Below are 21080 nucleotides of genomic sequence, written 5' to 3' on the forward strand. Positions count from 1 at the left end.
AGCTACAAGCTCCAAGCTCCAAGCTCCAAGCTACAAGCTACAAGCTACAAGCTACAAGCTACAAGCTACAAGCTACAAGTCAGTCTGAGCTTCATGCACAAATAAGGTTGGTACGGATACTGGATTGTGGGTTGGTATTAAAGAACAGTTGCAAAGAAACCATCGTCCCCAAGGGCCAAACAAACCGTCGGCCCCGAGGGCTTTTATCGGGGACCTTTTATAGAAACAGATGCCCGACCAGAGTGCTGGCCCAGAAAAGCACTCGGGCATGACTGAATACTCTAAAGTATGACTTGTTATTAAGAGGTAAGCTATCAGCTATCAGCTATCAGCTATCAGCTTTAGGTTGGTATTCTTCCAGTGAAAACCCAAGAGGGATTTCAGCAAGAATTGGGCCTTGGTTGCTTGGGTAGATCAAATACTCACCGTGGTATTTAACCTTAGATTTATAATCTGTCTGCTTGTGAAGAATCATGCCACAGCGCAGTGCTTGTTGAATGAATTGCGCGTGGTTGCCGCGAACATAAAAGCTCATTGGGCGCACGAGCTCTTCGCCACCATCAAAGCAGGATTCACATTGATCGGCACACAGTACAAACGAGCTTTCACCGTCGGTAAATACCTGGCTTTTCGCAGATTCAGTCAGGTCATACTCGTTGGTCACGCTCCAACCTAGTCCTTCCATATCGTCCATTAACTGTTCGATTTGCTTGTCTAACACAGGCTTCACTTGTACGTCTTTACCAAAGAACATGCCATAGAAGTCTGATAGGGTTTGAAAGCGCGCAAAGAGCCCCGTGTTGCTTCCTTTACTTCGGCCCTGTTTCTGCCACACAATCAGGTCTTTTGCCATTAAGGTAGCAAAGCGTTTTTCCTTGATGCTCTTGGTAATCCAACGCAGCAAAGAGTTAGTATTGCTTACTGGCGTATCCGCCAATTTTCCAGATTTATGCTGTTGGTCTATGTCCAACAAAGCTGCATCGACTAACTCAAGCATTTGTTCTGCGTAGCTTTTCACTGTTTAGATTCTCCGTACACTTTATAGATTACGATAGATAACACGGCGCAAAGCGCCATCATAGTCAGCATTGGCCAACTTTCATCGCCCGGTAAATGAGCCACAATAAAGCCCATTAAAGAGCCAATACCAAAACGTAAGGTACCCGCAATGGATGAGGTTGTGCCGGCCATGTTCGGGTATTTATTTAGCAATAGCGCCATACCATTACTACCAATAGTGGAAATGGTACCCACATAAAACATCACACAAGGCACGATAAAGACCAAACCAAGATCAGCCACCCAACAGATGAACAGACCTATCCCTGCCAGTAGCTGAATTGTCAGCCCAAACATGATCATCTTGTTTGAGCCGTACTTCTTCACCACCCTGCCATTTAGCGTAGTAAACATCACTAAGGTTAAAACATTCAGGCCAAATAAGTAGCCGAAGTCTTGTGGCGCTACGCCGTAGATGTCGATATACACAAAGGCACCTGCGGTTAAGAACACGAACATGCCCGAGAATGAAAACGCGCCACACAAAACCAGTCCCATCGCTTGGCGGTTTCTAAGCAGGCCTGCGTAGTTTCGTAACGAGGTCCGTAGGTGGAAAGGCTGCCGATTTTCTTTCGCCAACGTTTCTGGAATTTTGTAATAAATCGCCACCAGCATGATGACAGAGAACACCGCTAGGATACCAAAGACCGCTCGCCAGCCTGCGATAACAGAAACGTGGCCACCAATCAGAGGAGCAACCAGCGGGGCAACGGTCATCACTAGGGTAATAAATGACATGGTGCGAGCAAAATCTTCTGCCTCAAACATGTCCCTAACCACAGCTTGAATCACTACAGCAGCCGCCGCGCCCGCAAAGCCTTGCAGTAGTCTTACCCACACCAGCATTTCAACTGAATGAGTAAAGGTACAGCCAATCGCGCCGACTAAGAACAGCCCTACGCCACCAAGCAATACTGGCTTTCGACCAATACTATCGGCTAATGGGCCATAGAATAACTGACCCACGGCAAAGCCTAAGGTGTATATAGTTAGCGTGATCTGCACGTCCCCTGGCATTACACCAAAGTCTTCGGCAATCGCAGGCATTGCAGGCAGGTACATGTCTATCGCAAGGGGGGTTAATGCGGAGATCGCCCCTAATAGCACAAACATCATGAAACTCAGCTGAGTCGCTGATGGTTTCGTCATAGTGTTTTTATCCTAGTGATTATTTTTTGAAGATGGAGTCGATCTCTTGTTGAGTCAGATCGCGATACTCGCCAAGCTCCAGTGTGTCATCGAGTTCGATAGCACCGATGCGCTCTCTATGAAGCCCCACAACCTTGTTACCTAACGCGGCAAACATGCGCTTCACTTGGTGATACTTACCTTCGTGTATAGTCAGCAGTACTTCTTTCTCATCCACTACTTCCATTTGCGCAGGCAAGGTCGGCTCACGCTCATTGCGAAGTAGTATGCCTTCGGAAATCTGTTGCTGATAATGTTCTTGCACAGGATCTGCCAGCCACACTCGATAGGTCTTATCACATTTGTGTTTCGGTGAAGTAATACGGTGCGACCATTGCCCATCATCGGTAATCAGCAGCAAACCGGTAGTGTCCACGTCTAGGCGACCTGCAAAGTGCAAGTCTTCATAGCGAACCTCGTCAATAAGAACGAATACCGTGTGATTGAAACCATCTTCATGAGAACACACCACACCCTCTGGCTTGTTCATCATCAAGTAACGCGGTCCTCGAAGCACAATAGGACGATCTTGCCATTCAACGGTTTGCCCGTCTTTGACTTTAACTGAGCCAGATTTCACTACAGCGTCATCAACCGTTACATCACCACTTTTGATCAACTTAGTGGCGTCTTTACGGCTAATGCCCAACCCATCACACAAATACTTATCTAAACGCATCTTAACCTAGGAGTTTTTAAAAGGTTTGAAATATCGCCCTACCGCGTCATAGCGAATCTACGACCCTTGGTACGAATACCAATAAAAGAAGAAAAGTTAAGCCTAGTGGGGATATTCCTTTTTAAGGAAGTCGGATAGTATAACTGGTTTGAATGATTCAAACTTCAATTTTTTTCAGGAAATAGTATCCAGTCATGTACCAACTGAGGCCCTATCAAGCCGACTCTGTTAAGGCGGTCGTCCACTACTTTAGAAAGCGCAGCGAACCAGCAGTCATCGTCTTGCCTACGGGTGCCGGCAAGAGTCTAGTCATTGCCGAACTTGCTCGCCTTGCTAAAGGAAAAGTGTTGGTCATGGCACACGTAAAAGAGCTCGTTGAACAAAATCACGCCAAGTATGAAAGCTATGACCTCACTGGTGCGATCTTTGCCGCAGGATTAGGCCGAAAAGAAACCGAGCAACAAGTGGTGTTTGCCTCAGTGCAATCCGTAGCTCGAAATCTAGAGGCCTTTAATGACCCTTTCTCTTTATTGGTCATTGATGAATGCCACCGCGTACCAGAAGATAAAAACAGCAGTTATCAAAAGGTCATCAGCCACTTAAAGGCGCTTAATCCTAACCTAAAGATATTGGGACTGACTGCAACGCCATACCGCCTAGGTCTTGGCTGGATATATCAATACCACACTCGCGGTCAGGTGCGCTCTGACGAGGCAAGGTTCTTCAGAGACTGCGTGTTTGAGTTGCCTATTCGCTATTTATTGGACCAAGAGTTTCTGACTCCGGCAAAGATCATTGATGCGCCTCTATTCAGTTATGACTTCTCAGAGATCTCTCCTACACACATGGGACGATATCGAGAGTCGGATATGGATTTGGTCATTGAAAAATCAAAACGCGCTACCCCGCAGATACTCAACCAAATCGTTACGCTTGCCAAAAATCGCAAGGGCATAATGATATTTGCCGCCACCGTTAAGCATGCCCAAGAGGTGTACGAGTTATTACCGGAAGGGGAAGCGGCCATCGTGATTGGTGATACCCACACCAAAGAGCGAGACCGAATCATAGAAGAGTTCAAACAGCAAAAGATCAAATACCTGGTGAACGTCTCAGTACTCACCACTGGATTTGACGCCCCGCACGTTGACCTTATTGCTGTATTGCGCCCAACCGAATCTATTAGCCTGTATCAACAAATCATCGGTCGTGGTCTTCGCCTTTCAGAGGGTAAAAGCGAGTGCTTGGTTTTGGAGTATGCAGGAAACTGCTACGACTTGTATCAACCAGAGGTAGGCGCTCCCCAACCGGATCCTGACAGCGAGATCGTCACTATTCCCTGCCCCGCTTGCGGCTTTAACAATAATTTCTGGGGCAAAACCGCTGAAAATGGTTTTGTTATCGAGCACTACGGCAGAAAGTGTCAGGGCTATCTTGAAGATGACGATGGTGAGCGAGAACATTGTGATTATCGCTTTAGAGCAAAATACTGCCGGGAATGTGGCGCGGATAACGATATCGCTGCGCGCATTTGTCACGAATGCGATGCCGTACTGGTGGATCCAGATAAAAAACTCAAAGAAGCGTTAAGCCTTAAGGATGCTCTGGTGTATGAATGCACGGATCTTGAGTTTTCCGTCATGAAAGACAGTAAAGGAAAGAACTTTTTAAGAGTGGTTTACCTAGGAGAAAGTGGCAATAAGGTGGGCTTGAATTTCTATCTCAATACCCCTGCGCAGAAGAAAAGCTTTTACTCACAATTTGTCAAATTGCACCTGGCTGACAAACATCAAGAGTTTGACGGATTGTCGCCAACCAAGGTAGTGAATCAACAGCATAGATTTCGACTTCCCAAGTTTGTTATTGCTCGAAAAGAGGGCAGATTTTGGAAACTCAGAGATGTGATATTCGACAACGAGTTTATGCTGTAACTATTGCCTACTCATCTGGTAAAATGGAGCAGAATCCTATTGCTCGATTTTGTATTGAGTGGTAGTATCCGCGCTCGCTTTGACGATTTATCGTTTTGAAGCGAATCATATCGAAGACTAGGTCGCTAAGTCTTTGATGAAAATCTTTTTATTTTACTAATTTGAGAGTAAATACTATGAAATTTGAAGCAGTAGTACGTACTGAACTAGGTAAGGGTGCGAGCCGCCGCCTACGTCACGCTGGCCAATTCCCAGCAATCGTTTACGGTGGTGAAGCAGCGCCAGTATCAATCGCGCTAGTTCACTCTGACGTGATCAACCAAATGGACAAGCCAGAATTCTACGAAGTTATCACTCTAGTGATCGACGGCGCTGAAGTTAAGGTTAAGCCACAAGACGTTCAACGTCACGCGTTCAAGCCAAAAGTTGAGCACATGGACTTCATCCGCGTTTAATTCCCTACCAAGGAATTAATTCGGATTACATCCAGCCTTTTGCATATATAAAGAACTCGGTCTTACCAACTGTAGATTCTTAAAAATTAGAAAGCCCGATTGCTACCAACAATCGGGCTTTCGCCATTTCTGGGGTTTGGGAATTGGGTAGTACTTAGTAAGAAAGTATTGTGCTATCTAAGATACTGGCGTTCGCCAGCATGACGGTTTCCACTCAGTCGATAATGGTAAAGTGTTATCCAGGCCGATAACGCAGTCATCCCGGCCTTGAGCCGGGATCTTAGGACTTGCAAACTTCAAGCTAGGCAACAAAAGGCTTATTCAAACGTCCCTTTCACTACAGCCTCACCGCCGGACACCATTACTCGACCTTTAGCGATAGTATGCGTTAGTGCTAGCTCATCATTAAGAAGCAACACATCTGCATCATGACCTACCTGCAACTCGCCTTTTAGAGCACTTAATCCAAGCTGCTTTGCGGCATTCTTAGTAATTGGCACCAGCATATCTGACAGACTCAGCGAAAACTCGTTCACGCCTCGGCGGATCTCTTCAAGCAATGAACTTGGCGTGCCGACGCCCATACCCACGATGCGAGTACGATCTTCGTTCCATTTAGGCAACGAGCCACCCGCATCAGAGCTAAAGGTAAAGTTATCCTTAATACCGAGTTCAATAGAAAGTTGAGTTGCCTCGGCGCATGAGAGTGCCTTGCGACCTGAATCAAGCATATCTTGCGATAATGCAGTGCCATCGATGATAGCGCCACGTTTTGCCAGCTCCACTGCCTGCTCCCAGACATCCTCACGGTTTATGTGGGTCGGCACAAAGCGCTCGGCTTGATAATCGGTTTCGTCTAGCACATCCAAAAGCTGGGTTAATCCTTTTTTACCCGCACCTGCATGAACGGTAATAATGCCGGCTTTACCCGATACCAGTGCTGCGTTGCGTACCTGCGCTACCAAGTCCGCTAAGCCCTCATGAGTAATGTATGGGCCGCGATGATCCGACACGGCCAATTTCACGCCAACAACCGGGTCAATAAAGGCGATATCTCGCATCACTGAGCCGGTAATGGTGGGCGATGGCAGGAAATAAGAACCGGTGATCATGTAGGTACTGATACCCTCATCACGAAAACCCATGGTCTTGGCAAACAGGCTCTCTACATGACGAGATAAATCATCGGTGCCAAGCAAACCAAGAGCTGTGGTCACCCCATTTAGGGTTTGGTCAGTCAACTTTAGTTCAGGCGTACGCGTTGCATAACCGCCCTCGCCTCCGCCGCCGATAAAGTGCTGATGAGTATCCACAAATCCAGGAACCACGTTCGCACCCTTGGCATCAATAACTTGATACTCTCCCGCTAATGAAGATTCATCAATAGTGTCTTCAATGGCGATGATCTTGCCTCCCGCACACAGAAGGTCTTTTTTACCTAGATACTGCGGTGCATGCACTGAGCCATTCTTGATTAATAACTGCATAATGATTCCTTAATTCTTAGGGTCTAGTGCCGAGCGAATGCCATCGCCTAAGACGTTGCATGAGAGCACCGTCAAGAAGATACATAGGCCAGGGAAAAGCGTCAGATACATATAGCCATCAACGGCCATGAAGTCTCGGCTTGAGGCCAACATAGCCCCCCACTCTGGCGATGGCGGCTGAGCGCCAAGCCCTAAAAAGCTCAAGCTGGCAGCGGTCAAAACAGAGGTGCCCACACGCATGGTGAAATACACCAGTACACTACTGATGGTGGAAGGAATAATGTGCTTAAACATGATTCTTGGCGTACTTGCACCCATGGTTTTTGCAGCGCGAACGTATTGAGAGTTCATCACAGATAAGGTCTGTGAGCGCACGATACGCGCAAACATTGGGGTACTGAAGATAGCAATGGCAATAATCACATTCACAATACCGCCGCCAAGTACCGCAACAATACCGATAGCTAGCAGAAAGCTTGGGAAAGCAAACAACACATCCGCAGCACGCATGATGATGGCATCGGCAATACCGCCGTAGTAACCACTGATCACACCAAGCACCGTACCCGCTATTACGCCTATAGTTACCGACACAAAGCCAACAGAAAGTGAAATACGAGCACCATACACAAGGCGTGCAAAGTTATCACGACCATACAAATCCGTACCAGCCCAATGCTCCCACGAAGGAAGACTCAAGATATTGTTGTAATCCACATCTGTAGCGGTGTAGTGCAAAAATATTGGCGCGGCGATGGCCATTACGACCATGGTCAGCAAGATGCACAAGGCAACAATTGCTGTTTTCTCTCGCTTAAAGCGAATCAAAAACATGGCAAAAGGAGAAAGAGTTTTACTCGAATTAGTATCCATAATTCCTACTTCATTTTGATCTGTGGGTTCACGACGGAATACAAGACATCAACCACGAAGTTGATCAGCACGAAGTGAAACGAATAAAGAATCAATAGCGCCTGCACCACCGGGTAGTCCCTAGCATTCACGCTGTCGATTAAGAACGAACCAAGCGCGGGCAAACCAAAGATGCTCTCAACCACAATCGAGCCGCTCAATACAAAACCAATCTGCAAACCAATCACGGTAATGATGGGCAACATGGCATTACGAAATGCATGTTTGATCAGTACTCTACTCTCCATCAAACCCTTGGCTCTGGCCGTTTGGATGTAGTTTTCAGACAATACGTCTAAAAATGCGGAGCGAGAGAAGCGCGCAATGATTGCTGTGCCCACAGTTCCCAATGTTAACGATGGCAACACGAGATCGTGCAAGCCTTCATAGCCCGTGGGGTTAAACCAGCCGAGCTTAACGGCGAACACCTGGATCAGAATCAATCCCAACCAAAAATCCGGCACCGAAATCCCCGAAACGGCGACAACCATGCTCACTCTGTCAGGCAAGCGAGATTGATAAACCGCAGCGATAACGCCCAGCAAGATACCTACAGGGATAAACCACAAAGAAACCAAAGCAAGAGTAGCGGTGACCTTGTAACGCTCACTGATAAGGCTGACCACAGAGTCACCATTAATCATGGACTTACCAAGATCAAGATGCGCAAGGCTCACTAAGAAATGCTGAAACTGGACCAACAACGGAAGGTCTAGGCCCAATTGATGACGAACGGCTGCAATGTCCTGACTGCTGGCATCTAAGCCAGCAATCATTTTCGCAGGGTCGCCAGGTAACATGTGAACGAACAGGAATGCAATCACGGCAATGAGGAACATTACCCCGATCATGCCTAATAGTCGTTTTACAATATACTGCGACATGCTTTATTACTCGTAGTGAACGTCAGTGATAGCTAAAGAACCGTCTGGCAACATATTGATGCCCTGCACGCTCTTAGATTTAGCCCAAAGTTGGGTATCGACTGTTGTCCAAATGCCAGCAGCGTCATTCCATATGGTGGATTGAACGTTTTGGTAGATCTTAGCTTTTTCCGCTTTATCTAATGTTTTTTGGCCATCAGCCAACCATTGATCAACCTTGGCATTTTTGTAGTAGCTGTAGTTAGATGTTCCTTGTGAACCGAACAGTGGACGGATTGCCCAGTCAACGGTGGCTGATGATGAAGACCAACCTGAATCAAAGATCACCGGCGGAGTACCATCGTTGTTAATGCCGTCACCTGCCGAGTAGTGGCTAGCCACGTCACGAGGAACAATAGTGGTGTTAACACCGATTGCTTTTAGTTGCTGCTGAATAAACTCAGCACTGCGCATGCTGGTTGTTACGTTCTTCGCCCAGATAACTGCATCAAAGCCATCGGCATAACCGGCTTTCGCCAAAAGCGCTTTCGCTTTTGCTACGTCATAGGTGTATGGCGTTTGCGCCGCAAAGGTTTCAATCTTCTCAGGGACAATTGAGTTCAGTGTGCTGGCATCGCCACCGAAAACAACTTTCTTATAAGCATCCTTATTGATGGCAAAGTTCAGTGCTTTACGTACATCGGCATTCGCCAAGATCTCATTTTGGGTATTCAAGGCGTAGTAACGAGCGATGATAGAAGGAGATGCGACCGCATCGAGTTTTTTGTCACTACTTACTGCTGGCTTCATGGTGTTTGGCAACTGAAGCATTACCTGAGCTTGGCCACTCTTTAGCATCGCAAGACGCGAGCCTGCTTCTGGTACAGCGCGAAATTCAAGGTGTTCAACCTTAACCGGGTCACCCCAATAGTTTGGGTTTGCATCCATAGTAATTTTTGAGCCACGGATCCATTTGTTCAGTACAAATCGGCCCGTACCCACTGGATGCGCCTTGATGTCATCACCGTATTTTTCAATAGCTGCAGGGCTAATCATGCCCTGACTTGGGTGCGTAATATTATTGATAAAGGTGTTAGAAGGCGTCTTAAGCTTAACTTCTAAAACATTTTCAGACACGACGTTGAAGCTTTCTACGTTTGATAGAAGCGATGCACGACGTTGCTTTTTATTAATTTCGTCTTGGAAATTGTATTTAACTGCTTCGGCATTAAACGGTGTGCCATCGGTAAATTTCACGCCTTCACGCAGTGTAATAGTGTACGTTTGACCGTTGTCGCTGACTTCATAGCCGGTTGCTAGGTTTGGCTGCACCTGCATGTTGTCATCAAATTTGAACAGGCCATCATAGATTGCGTTTGCCACACTCATATCAAGTGTCACACCCGCGTTGTGTGGGTTCAATGTCTGCACTGTGCTCGTGGAAGCGACAACCACTTTATCTTGTGCGGCAAATACGTTTGCACTAAGGCCTAGAGCCACGGCAAGAACCAAGGTTTTCTTTGTTGTGTTCATAGTCATTCCTTTGTAATTATTCGGTAGCGGAAAAATGTGTTGTTGTGTGTTCAACCAATTTGATTGGTAAGGGGGATTCTCCTACGGGGAAAATAGGATCTGGGATATCGTCTGTGAGAAGCTCAAACTGCTTAGGGGCCGAACGCTCGGTATCGATGGATGGAATCGCTGCCAGTAGCTTTTGCGTATAGCTATGTTTGGTATCCTCAAACACCTCTTGGCGATGACCAATCTCCACCAGCTGGCCCTTTGTCAAAACTGCAACTCGATGACATACACGCTCAATGACCGCCATATCATGGGAGATAAAGATGAATGAGATACCAAACTCTTTTTGCAGCGCTAGCATCAGGTTTAAAACCGTGGCTTGAACAGAAACATCGAGCGCAGATACAGACTCGTCGGCAACGATGATCTTAGGTTGCGTAGTCAGGGCTCGCGCAATGTTGACTCGCTGCAGCATGCCACCTGAGAATTCATGGGGATAATGGCGATAAAGCTCTGACTTAATGCCTACTTTATTGAGCAGTGCCTTAGCTTGTTTCTCTCGCTCCGCTTTTGACATTTCAGGGTGGTGTATGATGAACGGCTCTTCGACACACTCCCCTATGGTCATCTGCGGGTTTAGCGAAGCCAATGGGTCTTGGAAGATAAACGAGATGTCTCTCTTTACTAATTTTCTTTGCTCGCGAGTGGGGTCTAATAGATCAATGCCTTGATACGATATACCTCCTGTGGCCTCTTCAAGAAGACCTAAGATGGCATTACCAATGGTTGATTTTCCTGAGCCCGATTCGCCAACAATGCCCAAGGTTTCGCCCTTCCACAGCTTAAAGCTGACATCGTTTACCGCGTGAACTTGATGGGTCACTTTGCCAAAGAAGTTGTGCTTTCTTGGAAACACCACGTGTAAACGGTCAACGTCCAATAAAGGGGCTTTGCTGTAATCCACTGGAGAACCTGGGATTTCAACTAAAGTGGTATTGCCCTTTAGCTCCTCTTCCATCGTTAAAACCGGAAAGCTATGTGGCACTGCACGTCCGCGCATAGAGCCTAATTTAGGGGCTGCTTTCAACAAGGCTTTTGTGTAAGCATGTTTGGGTTCTAGAAAGACTTGATTAAGGGTGCCTGTTTCTACGATGTCACCGTGATACATCACCGCGACTCGGTCTGCTACTTCGTGGACTACCCCCATGTCGTGGGTAATGAAGATAACGCCCATGCCCAGCTCTGTTTGCAGCTCACGAATCAAGCCTAAGATCTGCGCTTGAATGGTCACATCGAGTGCCGTGGTTGGTTCATCGGCGATGAGTAGCTTCGGCTTACAGGCTAACGCCATGGCAATCATTACACGTTGGCGCATGCCACCGGATAGTTGGTGCGGATAAACCCCAAGCACCTGTCTACCAGAGGGAACGCGCACAAGATCTAGCATGCGTCCTGCTTCTTCTATAGCTTCTGCTCGAGAGGTTTTTTGGTGAATTTGCACCGCTTCTGCAATCTGGTTGCCTACGGTCATAAGGGGGTTTAGCGATGTCATCGGGTCTTGAAATATCATTGATATTTCATCTCCACGAATTTGCTGAGCCTGTCTGCGACTCATGGATACCATCTCTAATGGTTCATCGCTTAACTTGCTGTCATGAAGGTATATTTGACCTGATTTAGCTGCTTTATTGCCAAGCAATCCCATAATGGCTTTACTCATTACGGATTTACCTGAACCCGATTCCCCCACTACAGCAAGAATCTCATTCTTGCTTACATCAATGTTGACGTCGTGAAGTACGCCCTTTTCACCCTGCATGGTTTTAAAAGAGACATTAAGATCGCTGATCTGCAGTAGTCGGCTCATTTTTTCCCTGCCTAGATTGTTCAATAAGAGCATCTAGCATAAGGATTTACAGCGTCATGATTAATATGAAAAAGTGGAAACTATCTTTTCAACAGCCAGTTAGATATGGGGATTGGGTGAATTATTTTATGCAGATATGAAAGCTTTTCTTTTTATTATTAGTAACTTATAAAATAATTTCAGGAATAAAAATGCCGACACCGAAAGGAATCAATAAATAATACAAGAACACTTATTAAGAAAGTTGAGATCAGATATGTTCCGCTTATTATAGAGGTTTTGTGCTTCAGCTATCTCTGCTTTATTAAAACAGGTCACCTTGTGGGCTCGACACCTCGTCTTCATTGGGTTTAAGGGGCTGCTTTCCTTTTAACATCTTACGTCGGTATCGCTGGCGGCAAAGTTTGATAACGTGTTTCTTATCTGTTGAAGAAAGTGTTTGCCATGCAAAGCGTTCATCTCGATTGCGCATACATCCTTTGCAGTAGCCTCGCTCATCGGAACTGCACACACCAATACAAGGGCTAGGTACATCAAAAAAATCTAATTGTTCCATTTACGCCCCCATATTCAACCCTTGAATTAATACCCAACAGTATTCATCAAATAGGTCTATTATTCAATGAATGTCACTGCAATTACTGACGTATAACTGACATATTTCTCTTTATTTGTTATACACTTGGACCATCATCTTCAAATATCTGGAGTCTTTAAATGTACAAAAAATTAACGGCAATATCAGCTGCACTGCTCATTTCAGCTTGTTCAAGTATGGGCAGTAATGATGCGGATAAGCAAGCTATGGATAGCAAGGCTGAAATGGAAATGAGTGCCGAAACTTTGCAAGTCAATGAGCAAGCACTACAGCATCACCATTGGGTATTAACTCACATTGACGGTAAAGCGGTAGAGGTTGATGAGAACTTCAAAGCTCCTACCCTAGAAGTTGGCGAGAAGATGACGACCAACGGCAACGCCGGTTGTAATAACTTCTTTGGTCAAGGTGAACTTAAAGACGGTAAGTTCCGCATCCAACAGATGGGAATGACAATGAAGATGTGTCCAGAGGGTGTGATGAACACTGAGATGGCATACTCAAAAGCATTGTCTGAGTGGAATGACGTTGTTCTTACTAAGCAGACAATGGAACTAAAAAGTGCAGAACATACTTTGACGTTTCAACTGAAAGACTGGGTAAACTAAACCCAAGTGTGTGAGTCGTCTATAGACGGCTCACAACGTTACCTTCCACAACTCTTCATCAACACACTCAATTTTCACTTCTGCACGAGCGCAAATAGCCTCAATTTGTTCTTGTTCAAACGAGTAAGGCAAAGAAATCTCAAGTGATGCGATGTTTTCCTGTTTTGCAATTCTCAGCAGCTTAATCAAATTCTTCTCATCACTGTGCGTGGACGATAACTGATTAAGGGCACTCTCCCACAATTTTTGTTCTGAGTTCTGTGCTTTATCAATTTCCTGCAGCCACAGCGTGCCAAAGATAGGCGCTATGCTGTGAATGACATCGACAAAACGCCAGCGATGACCACGGCTACTCTCACCCAAAAAATGGGTGTAGTCGAAGCGAACAGCGTTACTTTGCATCTGGCTAATGGTCATTATTCCCACAGAATTTGCGTTAGGATTAGCCAGAAATTGGCTATGTTATTGATAACTATCAGCCGATACTCACCACAGTACAAGACTGTATGAAATAACGTTCCACTACATCAACAATCAATTCCTAATTGATATATATGTAACTGGTTGTTAACAGTCTAGTTAACTATTTCGACACTTATTTGTCCTACGGGGAAACATTTGACAAAAAATGATCACTGCGTCATTCAATTTACAAATGGGATAACTTACAATGCCCTTCGCTGAACTCTTCTCTACTCTCCAACTAGGTTAAACGATGAAAAACGACAAAAGACCGCTTTATATACCACACGCAGGGCCTGCACTTCTAAGTACCCCACTGCTCAACAAAGGAAGCGCATTTTCCGCTTCAGAACGGTCCTACTTTAACCTAGATGGTTTGTTGCCTGAGACAACAGAAACGATTGCCGAACAAGTTGAACGTGCTTATCAGCAATATCAACAGTTCGACAATGATATGGATCGCCATATTTACCTGCGAAATATTCAAGATACCAATGAAACCTTGTTTTACCGCTTAGTACAAAATCACATCTCTGAGATGATGCCTATCATCTATACGCCGACCGTTGGCGCGGCATGTGAAAAGTTCTCTAATATCTATCGACGCGGTCGCGGCCTTTTCATCTCATATTCTAATAGAGACCGTATCGATGACCTTCTCAATAATGCCTCTACGCATAACGTTAAGGTGATCGTTGTCACCGATGGCGAACGTATTCTAGGTTTAGGTGACCAAGGTATCGGCGGTATGGGTATTCCTATTGGTAAGCTTTCTCTGTATACCGCCTGTGGTGGCATCAGCCCAGCTTACACATTACCGATTGTTTTAGATGTGGGCACCAACAACCCGCAACGCTTAGCCGATCCTATGTACATGGGATGGAGACACCCTCGCATCACTGGCGCTGAGTACGACGAATTTGTAGAAGAGTTCATCCAAGCGGTTCAGCGCCGCTGGCCAGAGGCTCTAGTTCAGTTTGAAGACTTCGCACAAAAGAATGCAATGCCACTATTGAAGCGTTATAAAAACCGCATCTGCTGTTTTAATGATGACATTCAAGGCACCGCTGCAGTGACCGTAGGCTCACTCATCGCAGCCTGTCACGCTGCAGGTAGCAAGCTGTCAGACCAGCGCGTTACCTTTGTGGGTGCGGGTTCTGCAGGTTGTGGTATAGCCGAAGCTATCGTCGCTCAAATGCAAGATGAAGGCTTACCTGAAGACGAGGCTCGCTCACGCATTTATATGGTAGACCGCTGGGGTCTACTCCAAGAAGGTATGCACAACCTTCTCGACTTCCAAAAGCCATTAGCCCAAAAGTCTGAAAATCTCAAAGAGTGGCAGGCAGAAGGACAAGACTACTCCTTGTTAGATGTAGTAGAGAACGCTAAACCGACGGTATTGATCGGTGTTTCTGGAGCGCCAGGCATCTTTAGCCAGCAGGTGATTCAAACCATGCATAAGCATTGCCCTCGCCCAATCGTTTTTCCGCTATCGAACCCAACCAGCCGAGTAGAAGCGGTGCCAAAAGACGTTCTTGATTGGACCGATGGCCAAGCCCTAGTCGCTACAGGTAGCCCATTTGAGCCTGTACTGGTCAATGGTAAACGCCTTGAGATTGCTCAGTGTAACAACAGCTATATCTTCCCAGGTATCGGCCTTGGGGTACTGTCTGTCTCGGCCTCTCGTATTACCGATGAAATGCTAATGGAATCCAGCCGAGCGCTTGCTGAGTGTTCACCACTGGCTATCAAAGGTCATGGCGCATTGCTGCCACCTCTAGAAGAGATTCATTCGGTATCGAAGAAAATCGCTTTTGCTGTTGCAAAACAAGCGATTAAGCAAGGTGTGGCGCTAGAGATCACCGATCAAGCCATCAAAGAGTCCATAGACAATCACTTCTGGCAACCGGTTTACCGTCGTTATAAGCGTACTGCCTTCTAGTGAGTAAACTGAGTTGGACTGAAATTAAGGGCTATTGGCGCGAAACTTCGATTTGGCACTTAGCCCTTAGAGCTCTGAAAATGTTGATACTGCTGGGTAGCGGGATCACGCTGTGCGTTATCCTGCTATTAAGCTCAGTAGACTTTTGGATGAGCTATCAGGCCCAAGGCCGAATCCATAAAGAGGTGGAATCGGCACCCGCGAGAGACATCGCCCTAATCTTAGGTACGAGTAAATATATAGGTAGAACCTTAAACCCGTATTACACCTACCGTATTGACGCCGCCATTGAGCTGTATAAGCAGCAAAAAGTGCGCGGTTTCTTACTCAGTGGCGATAATGCCCATCGCTCATACAATGAACCTTGGACTATGAAGCGAGACCTTTTAAGGGCAGGTATCCCTGAAGAGCTTATCTTCCTAGACTATGCAGGATTTAGAACGCTCGACTCTATTGTACGCGCCAAGCAGATCTTCAACCTCAACGACTTCACTATCGTTACCCAAACCTTTCACTGCGACAGAGCTCTGTTCATTGCCAATTACTACAAAGCGGATGCCATTTGCCTAGGGGTTCCCTCCCCTAAACCAAGGTCTTGGTTCAATGTCAGGGTTCGGGAAGTCTTTGCCCGCATTAAAGCCATGCTCGATGTCTACATCATGAACACCCAACCCAAGTTCTTAGGCCCGCAAGAGCCGATATTGGATATGCTACCGAAATACGAATACGGGCCAATCATGCCTCGATTCGTTCCCAAGCCGGTAGCTGAAAGCGAATAGCAATCAGCTATCTGCTGTTGTTAGGTCCTCATTTCGTGCCCTATCCTTGATTTCTCCGCTTTCACACCAATATACCTTTAATCATCATCTTCAATTCGTGGCCTGAATTACATACAATCGAGGCAGAATTACAAAGGATCAAACAGTTATGAGCAATGTGAAGCACTGTAAACTACTTATTTTAGGATCAGGCCCTGCTGGATATACGGCGGCAATCTATGCTGCGCGTGCAAATCTTAATCCAGTTATCGTGACAGGGATGCAACAAGGTGGTCAGCTCACCACCACTACGGAAGTAGAAAACTGGCCAGGAGATGCCAGTGACTTAACCGGTCCTGCATTGATGGAGCGTATGCAAGCTCACGCTGAAAAGTTCGAAACCGAGATCATCTTCGACCACATCAACAAGGTTGACCTGAGCCAAAAGCCATACCGTTTATTTGGTGACAGCACAGAATTTACCTGTGATGCATTGATCATCGCAACAGGCGCTTCGGCGAAGTACATCGGATTAGACTCTGAAGAAGCATTCAAGGGCCGCGGCGTTTCTGCTTGTGCCACTTGCGATGGTTTCTTCTACCGTAATCAAGAAGTCGCCGTTGTCGGTGGTGGCAATACTGCGGTTGAGGAAGCACTGTATCTTTCAAATATCGCCTCAAAGGTACACTTAGTCCATCGCCGCGATTCATTCCGCGCTGAGAAGATCTTGGTGAAACGTCTAATGGACAAGGTTGAGTCAGGCAATATTGTTCTGCACACCGACCGCACACTTGATGAGGTGGTTGGCGACGATATGGGTGTCACTGGCGTCCGCGTTAAGGATACAAAATCGGATGCAACAGAGCTGATTAATGTCATGGGTGCGTTTATCGCTATCGGTCACCAACCGAATACCGGCATTTTCAAAGAGCAGTTAAAGATGAATCACGATTACATCGTGGTAAATTCCGGCCTAGAAGGTAACGCAACACAAACCAGCATACCGGGTGTGTTTGCCGCAGGTGATGTTATGGATAATCAGTATCGTCAAGCCATCACTTCAGCCGGTACTGGTTGTATGGCGGCGTTAGATGCTGAACGTTATCTCGACGAAATTGATGCGTAAACAAAATTAATTACCTCTCATATTGAAATCTTAGCGTCCACAGAGTACATCTGTGGACCTTTTTCGATATACTCTCCCAAATCAAAATTATTCGCATTTAATCATATTCATGGATAAGAAAACCCAAGGCGAGTTGAGCCGCTGGCTTAAACAGCAAAGTAAGCTAGCAAAGCGATGGTTGACCCTGACAGTTGTCGCAGGAGTTGCTTCTGCCGTTGTGCTCATCATTCAAGCCTCACTCATCGCTCAGATCCTACATAGCCTCATCATTGAACATGCCGACAAGTATGATTTAGTCCCTCACTTCATTGGCCTTGGTGCGACAGTAATACTGCGCAGCGCCCTCGCTTGGGGCAGAGAGATTGCAGGGTACAGAAGTGGCGAACAGGTTCGCATCTATATCAGAGGCTTGGTGGTCGATAAAATGCGTCGCTTGGGGCCTGGCCATATTAAAGGTAAAACCGCCGGCGCATGGGGCACCATGCTGATCGAGCAGGTAGAAGAGATGCAAGATTTCTTCGCAAAATACCTACCGCAAATGGCACTCTCAGCGCTAATTCCTTTTATGATCTTGGTGGTGGTATTCCCACTCAACTGGGTCAGCGGACTGATATTTTTGATCACCGCACCGCTCATTCCGTTTTTCATGGCACTGGTTGGCAAAAAAGCTGCCGATGCAAACCGTAAAAACTTCAAAGCACTGCAACGCTTGTCAGGGCATTTTTATGACCGCTTGCAAGCGATGACAACCATTCGTTTATTCGACCGTGCAAGAGATGAAAAAGAACAGTTACATGCTGCGTCAGAGGTGTTTCGCGAGCGCACGATGAGCGTATTGAAGATCGCATTTTTGTCTTCTGCGGTATTAGAATTCTTCACTTCAATCTCCATTGCCCTCACCGCGGTTTATTTTGGTTTCACCTTTATCGGTGAGCTTAACTTTGGCCACTATGGCACCAGCGTTACCCTATTTACAGGCTTGTTCATCTTGATACTCGCACCCGAGTTCTACCAACCTCTTCGCGACCTTGGTACCTTTTATCACGCCAAGCAGCAAGCCATTGGTGCGGCAGAAAGCATTGTTGATTTCTTGAATATTGAAGAGCCTAAACAAGAGAGCAACAAGCAGGTTATCACTAGTGAAGAAAACTGCGTGATAACAGCCTCTGATTTAATCGTTACCAGCACAGAAGGCAAGGTATTGGTTGGCCCTGTCAGCTTCACTCTAGAAACGGGCAAGAAAACAGCTTTGGTAGGCCCAAGCGGCGCAGGTAAAACCTCAATAATGAACGCCCTTCTTGGATTTCTTCCTTACCAAGGCAGTCTAACCATTAATGGCACAGAGTTATCTGAGGTTGATCTAAACAGCTACCGTTCAATGGTGAGCTGGGTAGGTCAAAACCCATTACTGGTTCATGGCACCATTGCCGAGAACCTTAACCTTGCTGAGAAAACCTTTAGCTCGCAAGAGTTACAAGACAAAATCAAACAGGCTCACGCCGATGAATTTATCGATAAACTGGGTCTAGATCATGCCATTTCGGATCGCTCTGGAGGCCTGTCTGTAGGCCAAGCTCAGCGTATTGCGCTAGCCCGAGCCTTGTTGCAAGATGGCCAATTTTGGCTGCTTGATGAGCCTACCGCTAGCTTGGATGCCCGCAGTGAATCGTTAATCAATGAGAGCCTGCAATCGGCTCTAGTGAATAAAACCGCGCTTATGGTCACTCACCAATTAAGTAACCTGCAGCAAATGGATCAAATATTAGTGTTGGAAAATGGCGCTCTTACTCAGCAAGGTAGCTACAGCGAACTAGAACATCAAGGCACCTTCAAAGCGATGCTGAATCAGCAGCAAACACTAGGAGGCGATATCGATGCGTGAGTTACTTCCTTACCTCAAACTGTATAAAAAGCATTGGTTTGGTCTATCCCTAGGCATGATTTTGGGCTTTCTTACCCTATTTGCTTCTATCGGTCTACTGACTTTATCTGGCTGGTTTTTGTCCGCTGCTGCTGTGGCAGGACTCACTATAGCCCGAGAAACCTTCAACTACATGCTTCCTGGTGGCGGCGTTCGTGGCCTTGCTATGGGTCGTACTGCTGGTCGTTGGGGCGAGCGCGTCGTGTCACACAACGCAACCTTTAAGCTGCTTACGGATTTGCGTGTTTACTTCTATGAGAAACTCACCCCGCTGATCCCTGGTCGTGTGGGTGGATTGCGTGATGCCGACCTGCTCAACCGCTTAGTCGCGGATGTATCAGCCATGGACCACGTCTACCTGCGTCTTGTAAGCCCAGTAATACTCAGCATTCTAGGTATCACCTGCCTAACGGGTTTCTTGGTGTGGTTTGATAGTGATATCGGTCTAACACTTGGCGCTATCTTGATGGCTCTTGTTTTGATCTGGCCTGTACTCTTTTATAAATTGGGTAAGGGTAATGGGCATAGACTGACGCAAAACCGCGCAGACCTTCGTATCCGCGCTCTAGATTGGGTTGAAGGCCACAGCGAGCTTTTATTATTTGGCGCGGAAAAACGCTACAGAGAAAAGATCGACCAAGCGCAAATGGCACTGATGAGCAATCAGGCAGTCAACGCTCATATTACCGGTCTTGCCAACGCTTTACTGTTATTGGCCAATGGCATGACGCTACTGCTGATCTTATGGATGTCAGCAGACGGAATTGGCGGATCTGTACCTAGCCCACTTATCGCTCTGGTGGTATTTGCAACCCTAGCCAGTGTAGAGTTATTAATGCCGATTGCTGGGGCGTTCCAATACCTAGGGCAAACGCTGGCATCTGCACGACGTCTCAATGAGATCATCGGCGCTGAGCCTGATGTACAATTCCCTACCTATACCAACAACAAAGTCATCGGTACTAATAATAAAGTTGCCGTCGAGTTTAGCGATATTTCATTTGCCTACGAAAGCAATGCACCCCTTGCTGTAGACAATCTATCACTGAGCGTGCCAGCAGGCAGTAAGCTTGCCATTCTCGGTAAAACCGGCAGTGGTAAATCAACGCTGCTTCAATTGCTGACCCGCTACTGGGATGTTCAGCAAGGTGATATCAAGATTGGCGGACAGGCACTGACCGAGCTCTCTGAATCAGAGCTTCGCAGACTTATCTCGGTAGTGAGCCAGCGTGTTGATGTGTTAAATGGCACCTTGCGCGACAACCTATTAATTGCAAAATCTGATGCCGACGACAGTGAATTAGCCGGAACGCTATCAAAAGTTGGCCTTGAGTACTTGATGGATGCACCTGGGCTTGATCAATGGCTAGGCGATGGCGGAAGACAACTCTCTGGCGGCGAGAAACGCCGTATCGGTATCGCTCGCGCCGTATTGCACAACGCCCCTATCCTTCTACTCGACGAACCTACAGAAGGCCTAGATCGCTCTACTGAGTCACAAATCATGTCGCTACTCGAGCAGCACTATCAAGACAAAACCGTGGTCTTTGTAACCCACCGTCTGGTAGGCCTAAGTAAGATGGATAATGTTGTGGTACTTGAGCAAGGCAAGCTAGTAGAACAAGGCGAGCACAGCGAGCTTTTAAAACAAAAAGGGCGCTATTTCCAATTGCATCAAGCGATCTAGTGGATTAGTCGCAGAC

18 protein-coding genes are annotated in these 21080 nt (G+C 46.6%); 8 read left to right on the top strand and 10 right to left on the bottom strand.

Annotated elements, in window-relative coordinates:
• Positions 1-328: 328 nt before the first annotated feature.
• From A6E01_RS07160 to rsuA, 3 genes are read right to left on the bottom strand one after another with little or no spacing between them, the layout of a single operon-like run.
• On the bottom strand, positions 329-1018 hold the full coding sequence (locus A6E01_RS07160) for a DUF2913 family protein (protein ID WP_065209934.1): 690 nt from the start codon (positions 1016-1018) through the stop codon (positions 329-331).
• Positions 1015-2208, bottom strand: coding sequence for a Bcr/CflA family multidrug efflux MFS transporter (locus A6E01_RS07165; RefSeq protein ID WP_017030067.1), 1194 nt, complete (start codon positions 2206-2208; stop codon positions 1015-1017). Before A6E01_RS07165 ends, A6E01_RS07160 begins: the two co-directional genes overlap by 4 nt.
• A gap of 19 nt (positions 2209-2227) precedes the next feature.
• Positions 2228-2926, bottom strand: coding sequence for a 16S rRNA pseudouridine(516) synthase RsuA (gene rsuA, locus A6E01_RS07170; protein ID WP_017030068.1), 699 nt, complete (start codon positions 2924-2926; stop codon positions 2228-2230).
• Positions 2927-3120: 194 nt separating this feature from the next.
• Between rsuA and A6E01_RS07175 the strand changes: the two genes are divergently transcribed.
• On the top strand, positions 3121-4857 hold the full coding sequence (locus tag A6E01_RS07175) for a DNA repair helicase RadD (RefSeq protein WP_017030539.1): 1737 nt from the start codon (positions 3121-3123) through the stop codon (positions 4855-4857).
• A gap of 176 nt (positions 4858-5033) precedes the next feature.
• The gene (gene rplY / locus A6E01_RS07180) at positions 5034-5312 is read left to right on the top strand and encodes a 50S ribosomal protein L25 (protein WP_017030070.1); all 279 of its coding nucleotides are present in this window, start codon (positions 5034-5036) and stop codon (positions 5310-5312) included.
• Positions 5313-5629: 317 nt separating this feature from the next.
• Here rplY and iadA read toward each other — a convergent pair whose 3' ends face one another.
• The 6 genes from iadA to A6E01_RS07210 all read right to left on the bottom strand — a co-directional run bounded on the left by iadA (position 5630) and on the right by A6E01_RS07210 (position 12518).
• Positions 5630-6799, bottom strand: coding sequence for a beta-aspartyl-peptidase (iadA, locus tag A6E01_RS07185; RefSeq protein ID WP_065209935.1), 1170 nt, complete (start codon positions 6797-6799; stop codon positions 5630-5632).
• Positions 6800-6808: 9 nt separating this feature from the next.
• Entirely contained in the window at positions 6809-7672 is an 864-nt protein-coding gene (locus tag A6E01_RS07190; protein WP_017030537.1) for an ABC transporter permease, read from the bottom strand.
• 5 nt (positions 7673-7677) lie between these two features.
• Positions 7678-8595, bottom strand: a complete 918-nt coding sequence (locus A6E01_RS07195) for an ABC transporter permease (RefSeq protein ID WP_017030536.1) — start codon at positions 8593-8595, stop codon at positions 7678-7680.
• A gap of 6 nt (positions 8596-8601) precedes the next feature.
• Positions 8602-10107 carry an ABC transporter substrate-binding protein gene (locus A6E01_RS07200; protein WP_065209936.1) on the bottom strand — a complete coding sequence of 502 codons (1506 nt, stop codon included), beginning with the start codon at positions 10105-10107 and terminating at the stop codon, positions 8602-8604.
• 16 nt (positions 10108-10123) lie between these two features.
• Positions 10124-11962, bottom strand: a complete 1839-nt coding sequence (locus A6E01_RS07205; RefSeq protein WP_017030075.1) for an ABC transporter ATP-binding protein — start codon at positions 11960-11962, stop codon at positions 10124-10126.
• Positions 11963-12266: 304 nt separating this feature from the next.
• Positions 12267-12518 carry a DUF1289 domain-containing protein gene (locus tag A6E01_RS07210; protein ID WP_017030076.1) on the bottom strand — a complete coding sequence of 84 codons (252 nt, stop codon included), beginning with the start codon at positions 12516-12518 and terminating at the stop codon, positions 12267-12269.
• Positions 12519-12679: 161 nt separating this feature from the next.
• Here A6E01_RS07210 and A6E01_RS07215 point away from each other — a divergent pair, with 161 nt between their 5' ends.
• Positions 12680-13168, top strand: coding sequence for an META domain-containing protein (locus A6E01_RS07215; RefSeq protein ID WP_017030077.1), 489 nt, complete (start codon positions 12680-12682; stop codon positions 13166-13168).
• 30 nt (positions 13169-13198) lie between these two features.
• Here A6E01_RS07215 and A6E01_RS07220 read toward each other — a convergent pair whose 3' ends face one another.
• On the bottom strand, positions 13199-13585 hold the full coding sequence (locus tag A6E01_RS07220) for a hypothetical protein (protein WP_017030078.1): 387 nt from the start codon (positions 13583-13585) through the stop codon (positions 13199-13201).
• A gap of 298 nt (positions 13586-13883) precedes the next feature.
• Here A6E01_RS07220 and A6E01_RS07225 point away from each other — a divergent pair, with 298 nt between their 5' ends.
• The 5 genes from A6E01_RS07225 to cydC all read left to right on the top strand — a co-directional run bounded on the left by A6E01_RS07225 (position 13884) and on the right by cydC (position 21064).
• A complete protein-coding gene (locus A6E01_RS07225) occupies positions 13884-15572 on the top strand; it encodes an NAD-dependent malic enzyme (RefSeq protein ID WP_017030079.1) in 1689 nt (562 codons plus the stop codon).
• Between the two features lie 80 nt (positions 15573-15652).
• Positions 15653-16351 (top strand): SanA/YdcF family protein, encoded by a 699-nt coding sequence (locus A6E01_RS07230; RefSeq protein WP_237334456.1) that lies wholly within the window; start codon positions 15653-15655, stop codon positions 16349-16351.
• Positions 16352-16499: 148 nt separating this feature from the next.
• A complete protein-coding gene (trxB, locus tag A6E01_RS07235) occupies positions 16500-17456 on the top strand; it encodes a thioredoxin-disulfide reductase (protein WP_017030081.1) in 957 nt (318 codons plus the stop codon).
• A gap of 109 nt (positions 17457-17565) precedes the next feature.
• Positions 17566-19338 carry a heme ABC transporter permease/ATP-binding protein CydD gene (gene cydD / locus A6E01_RS07240; protein WP_017030082.1) on the top strand — a complete coding sequence of 591 codons (1773 nt, stop codon included), beginning with the start codon at positions 17566-17568 and terminating at the stop codon, positions 19336-19338.
• Complete coding sequence (gene cydC / locus A6E01_RS07245; protein ID WP_065209938.1) at positions 19331-21064, top strand: heme ABC transporter ATP-binding protein/permease CydC; 1734 nt, start codon at positions 19331-19333, stop codon at positions 21062-21064. Before cydD ends, cydC begins: the two co-directional genes overlap by 8 nt.
• Positions 21065-21080 lie beyond the last annotated feature (16 nt).

Origin of the sequence: Vibrio breoganii, from assembly GCF_001677275.1 — a bacterium.
Taxonomy (GTDB): Bacteria; Pseudomonadota; Gammaproteobacteria; order Enterobacterales; family Vibrionaceae; genus Vibrio; species Vibrio breoganii.

Coding starts and splice junctions, on each gene's coding strand:
- trxB (WP_017030081.1), top strand. CDS start 16,500: ATGAGCAATGTGAAGCACTGTAAACTACTTATTTTAGGATCAGGCCCT.
- A6E01_RS07215 (WP_017030077.1), top strand. CDS start 12,680: ATGTACAAAAAATTAACGGCAATATCAGCTGCACTGCTCATTTCAGCT.
- A6E01_RS07210 (WP_017030076.1), bottom strand. CDS start 12,518: ATGGAACAATTAGATTTTTTTGATGTACCTAGCCCTTGTATTGGTGTG.
- rplY (WP_017030070.1), top strand. CDS start 5,034: ATGAAATTTGAAGCAGTAGTACGTACTGAACTAGGTAAGGGTGCGAGC.
- cydD (WP_017030082.1), top strand. CDS start 17,566: ATGGATAAGAAAACCCAAGGCGAGTTGAGCCGCTGGCTTAAACAGCAA.
- A6E01_RS07230 (WP_237334456.1), top strand. CDS start 15,653: ATGTTGATACTGCTGGGTAGCGGGATCACGCTGTGCGTTATCCTGCTA.
- A6E01_RS07195 (WP_017030536.1), bottom strand. CDS start 8,595: ATGTCGCAGTATATTGTAAAACGACTATTAGGCATGATCGGGGTAATG.
- A6E01_RS07200 (WP_065209936.1), bottom strand. CDS start 10,107: ATGAACACAACAAAGAAAACCTTGGTTCTTGCCGTGGCTCTAGGCCTT.
- iadA (WP_065209935.1), bottom strand. CDS start 6,799: ATGCAGTTATTAATCAAGAATGGCTCAGTGCATGCACCGCAGTATCTA.
- A6E01_RS07225 (WP_017030079.1), top strand. CDS start 13,884: ATGAAAAACGACAAAAGACCGCTTTATATACCACACGCAGGGCCTGCA.
- A6E01_RS07190 (WP_017030537.1), bottom strand. CDS start 7,672: ATGGATACTAATTCGAGTAAAACTCTTTCTCCTTTTGCCATGTTTTTG.
- A6E01_RS07175 (WP_017030539.1), top strand. CDS start 3,121: ATGTACCAACTGAGGCCCTATCAAGCCGACTCTGTTAAGGCGGTCGTC.
- A6E01_RS07220 (WP_017030078.1), bottom strand. CDS start 13,585: ATGACCATTAGCCAGATGCAAAGTAACGCTGTTCGCTTCGACTACACC.
- cydC (WP_065209938.1), top strand. CDS start 19,331: ATGCGTGAGTTACTTCCTTACCTCAAACTGTATAAAAAGCATTGGTTT.
- A6E01_RS07165 (WP_017030067.1), bottom strand. CDS start 2,208: ATGACGAAACCATCAGCGACTCAGCTGAGTTTCATGATGTTTGTGCTA.
- rsuA (WP_017030068.1), bottom strand. CDS start 2,926: ATGCGTTTAGATAAGTATTTGTGTGATGGGTTGGGCATTAGCCGTAAA.
- A6E01_RS07205 (WP_017030075.1), bottom strand. CDS start 11,962: ATGAGCCGACTACTGCAGATCAGCGATCTTAATGTCTCTTTTAAAACC.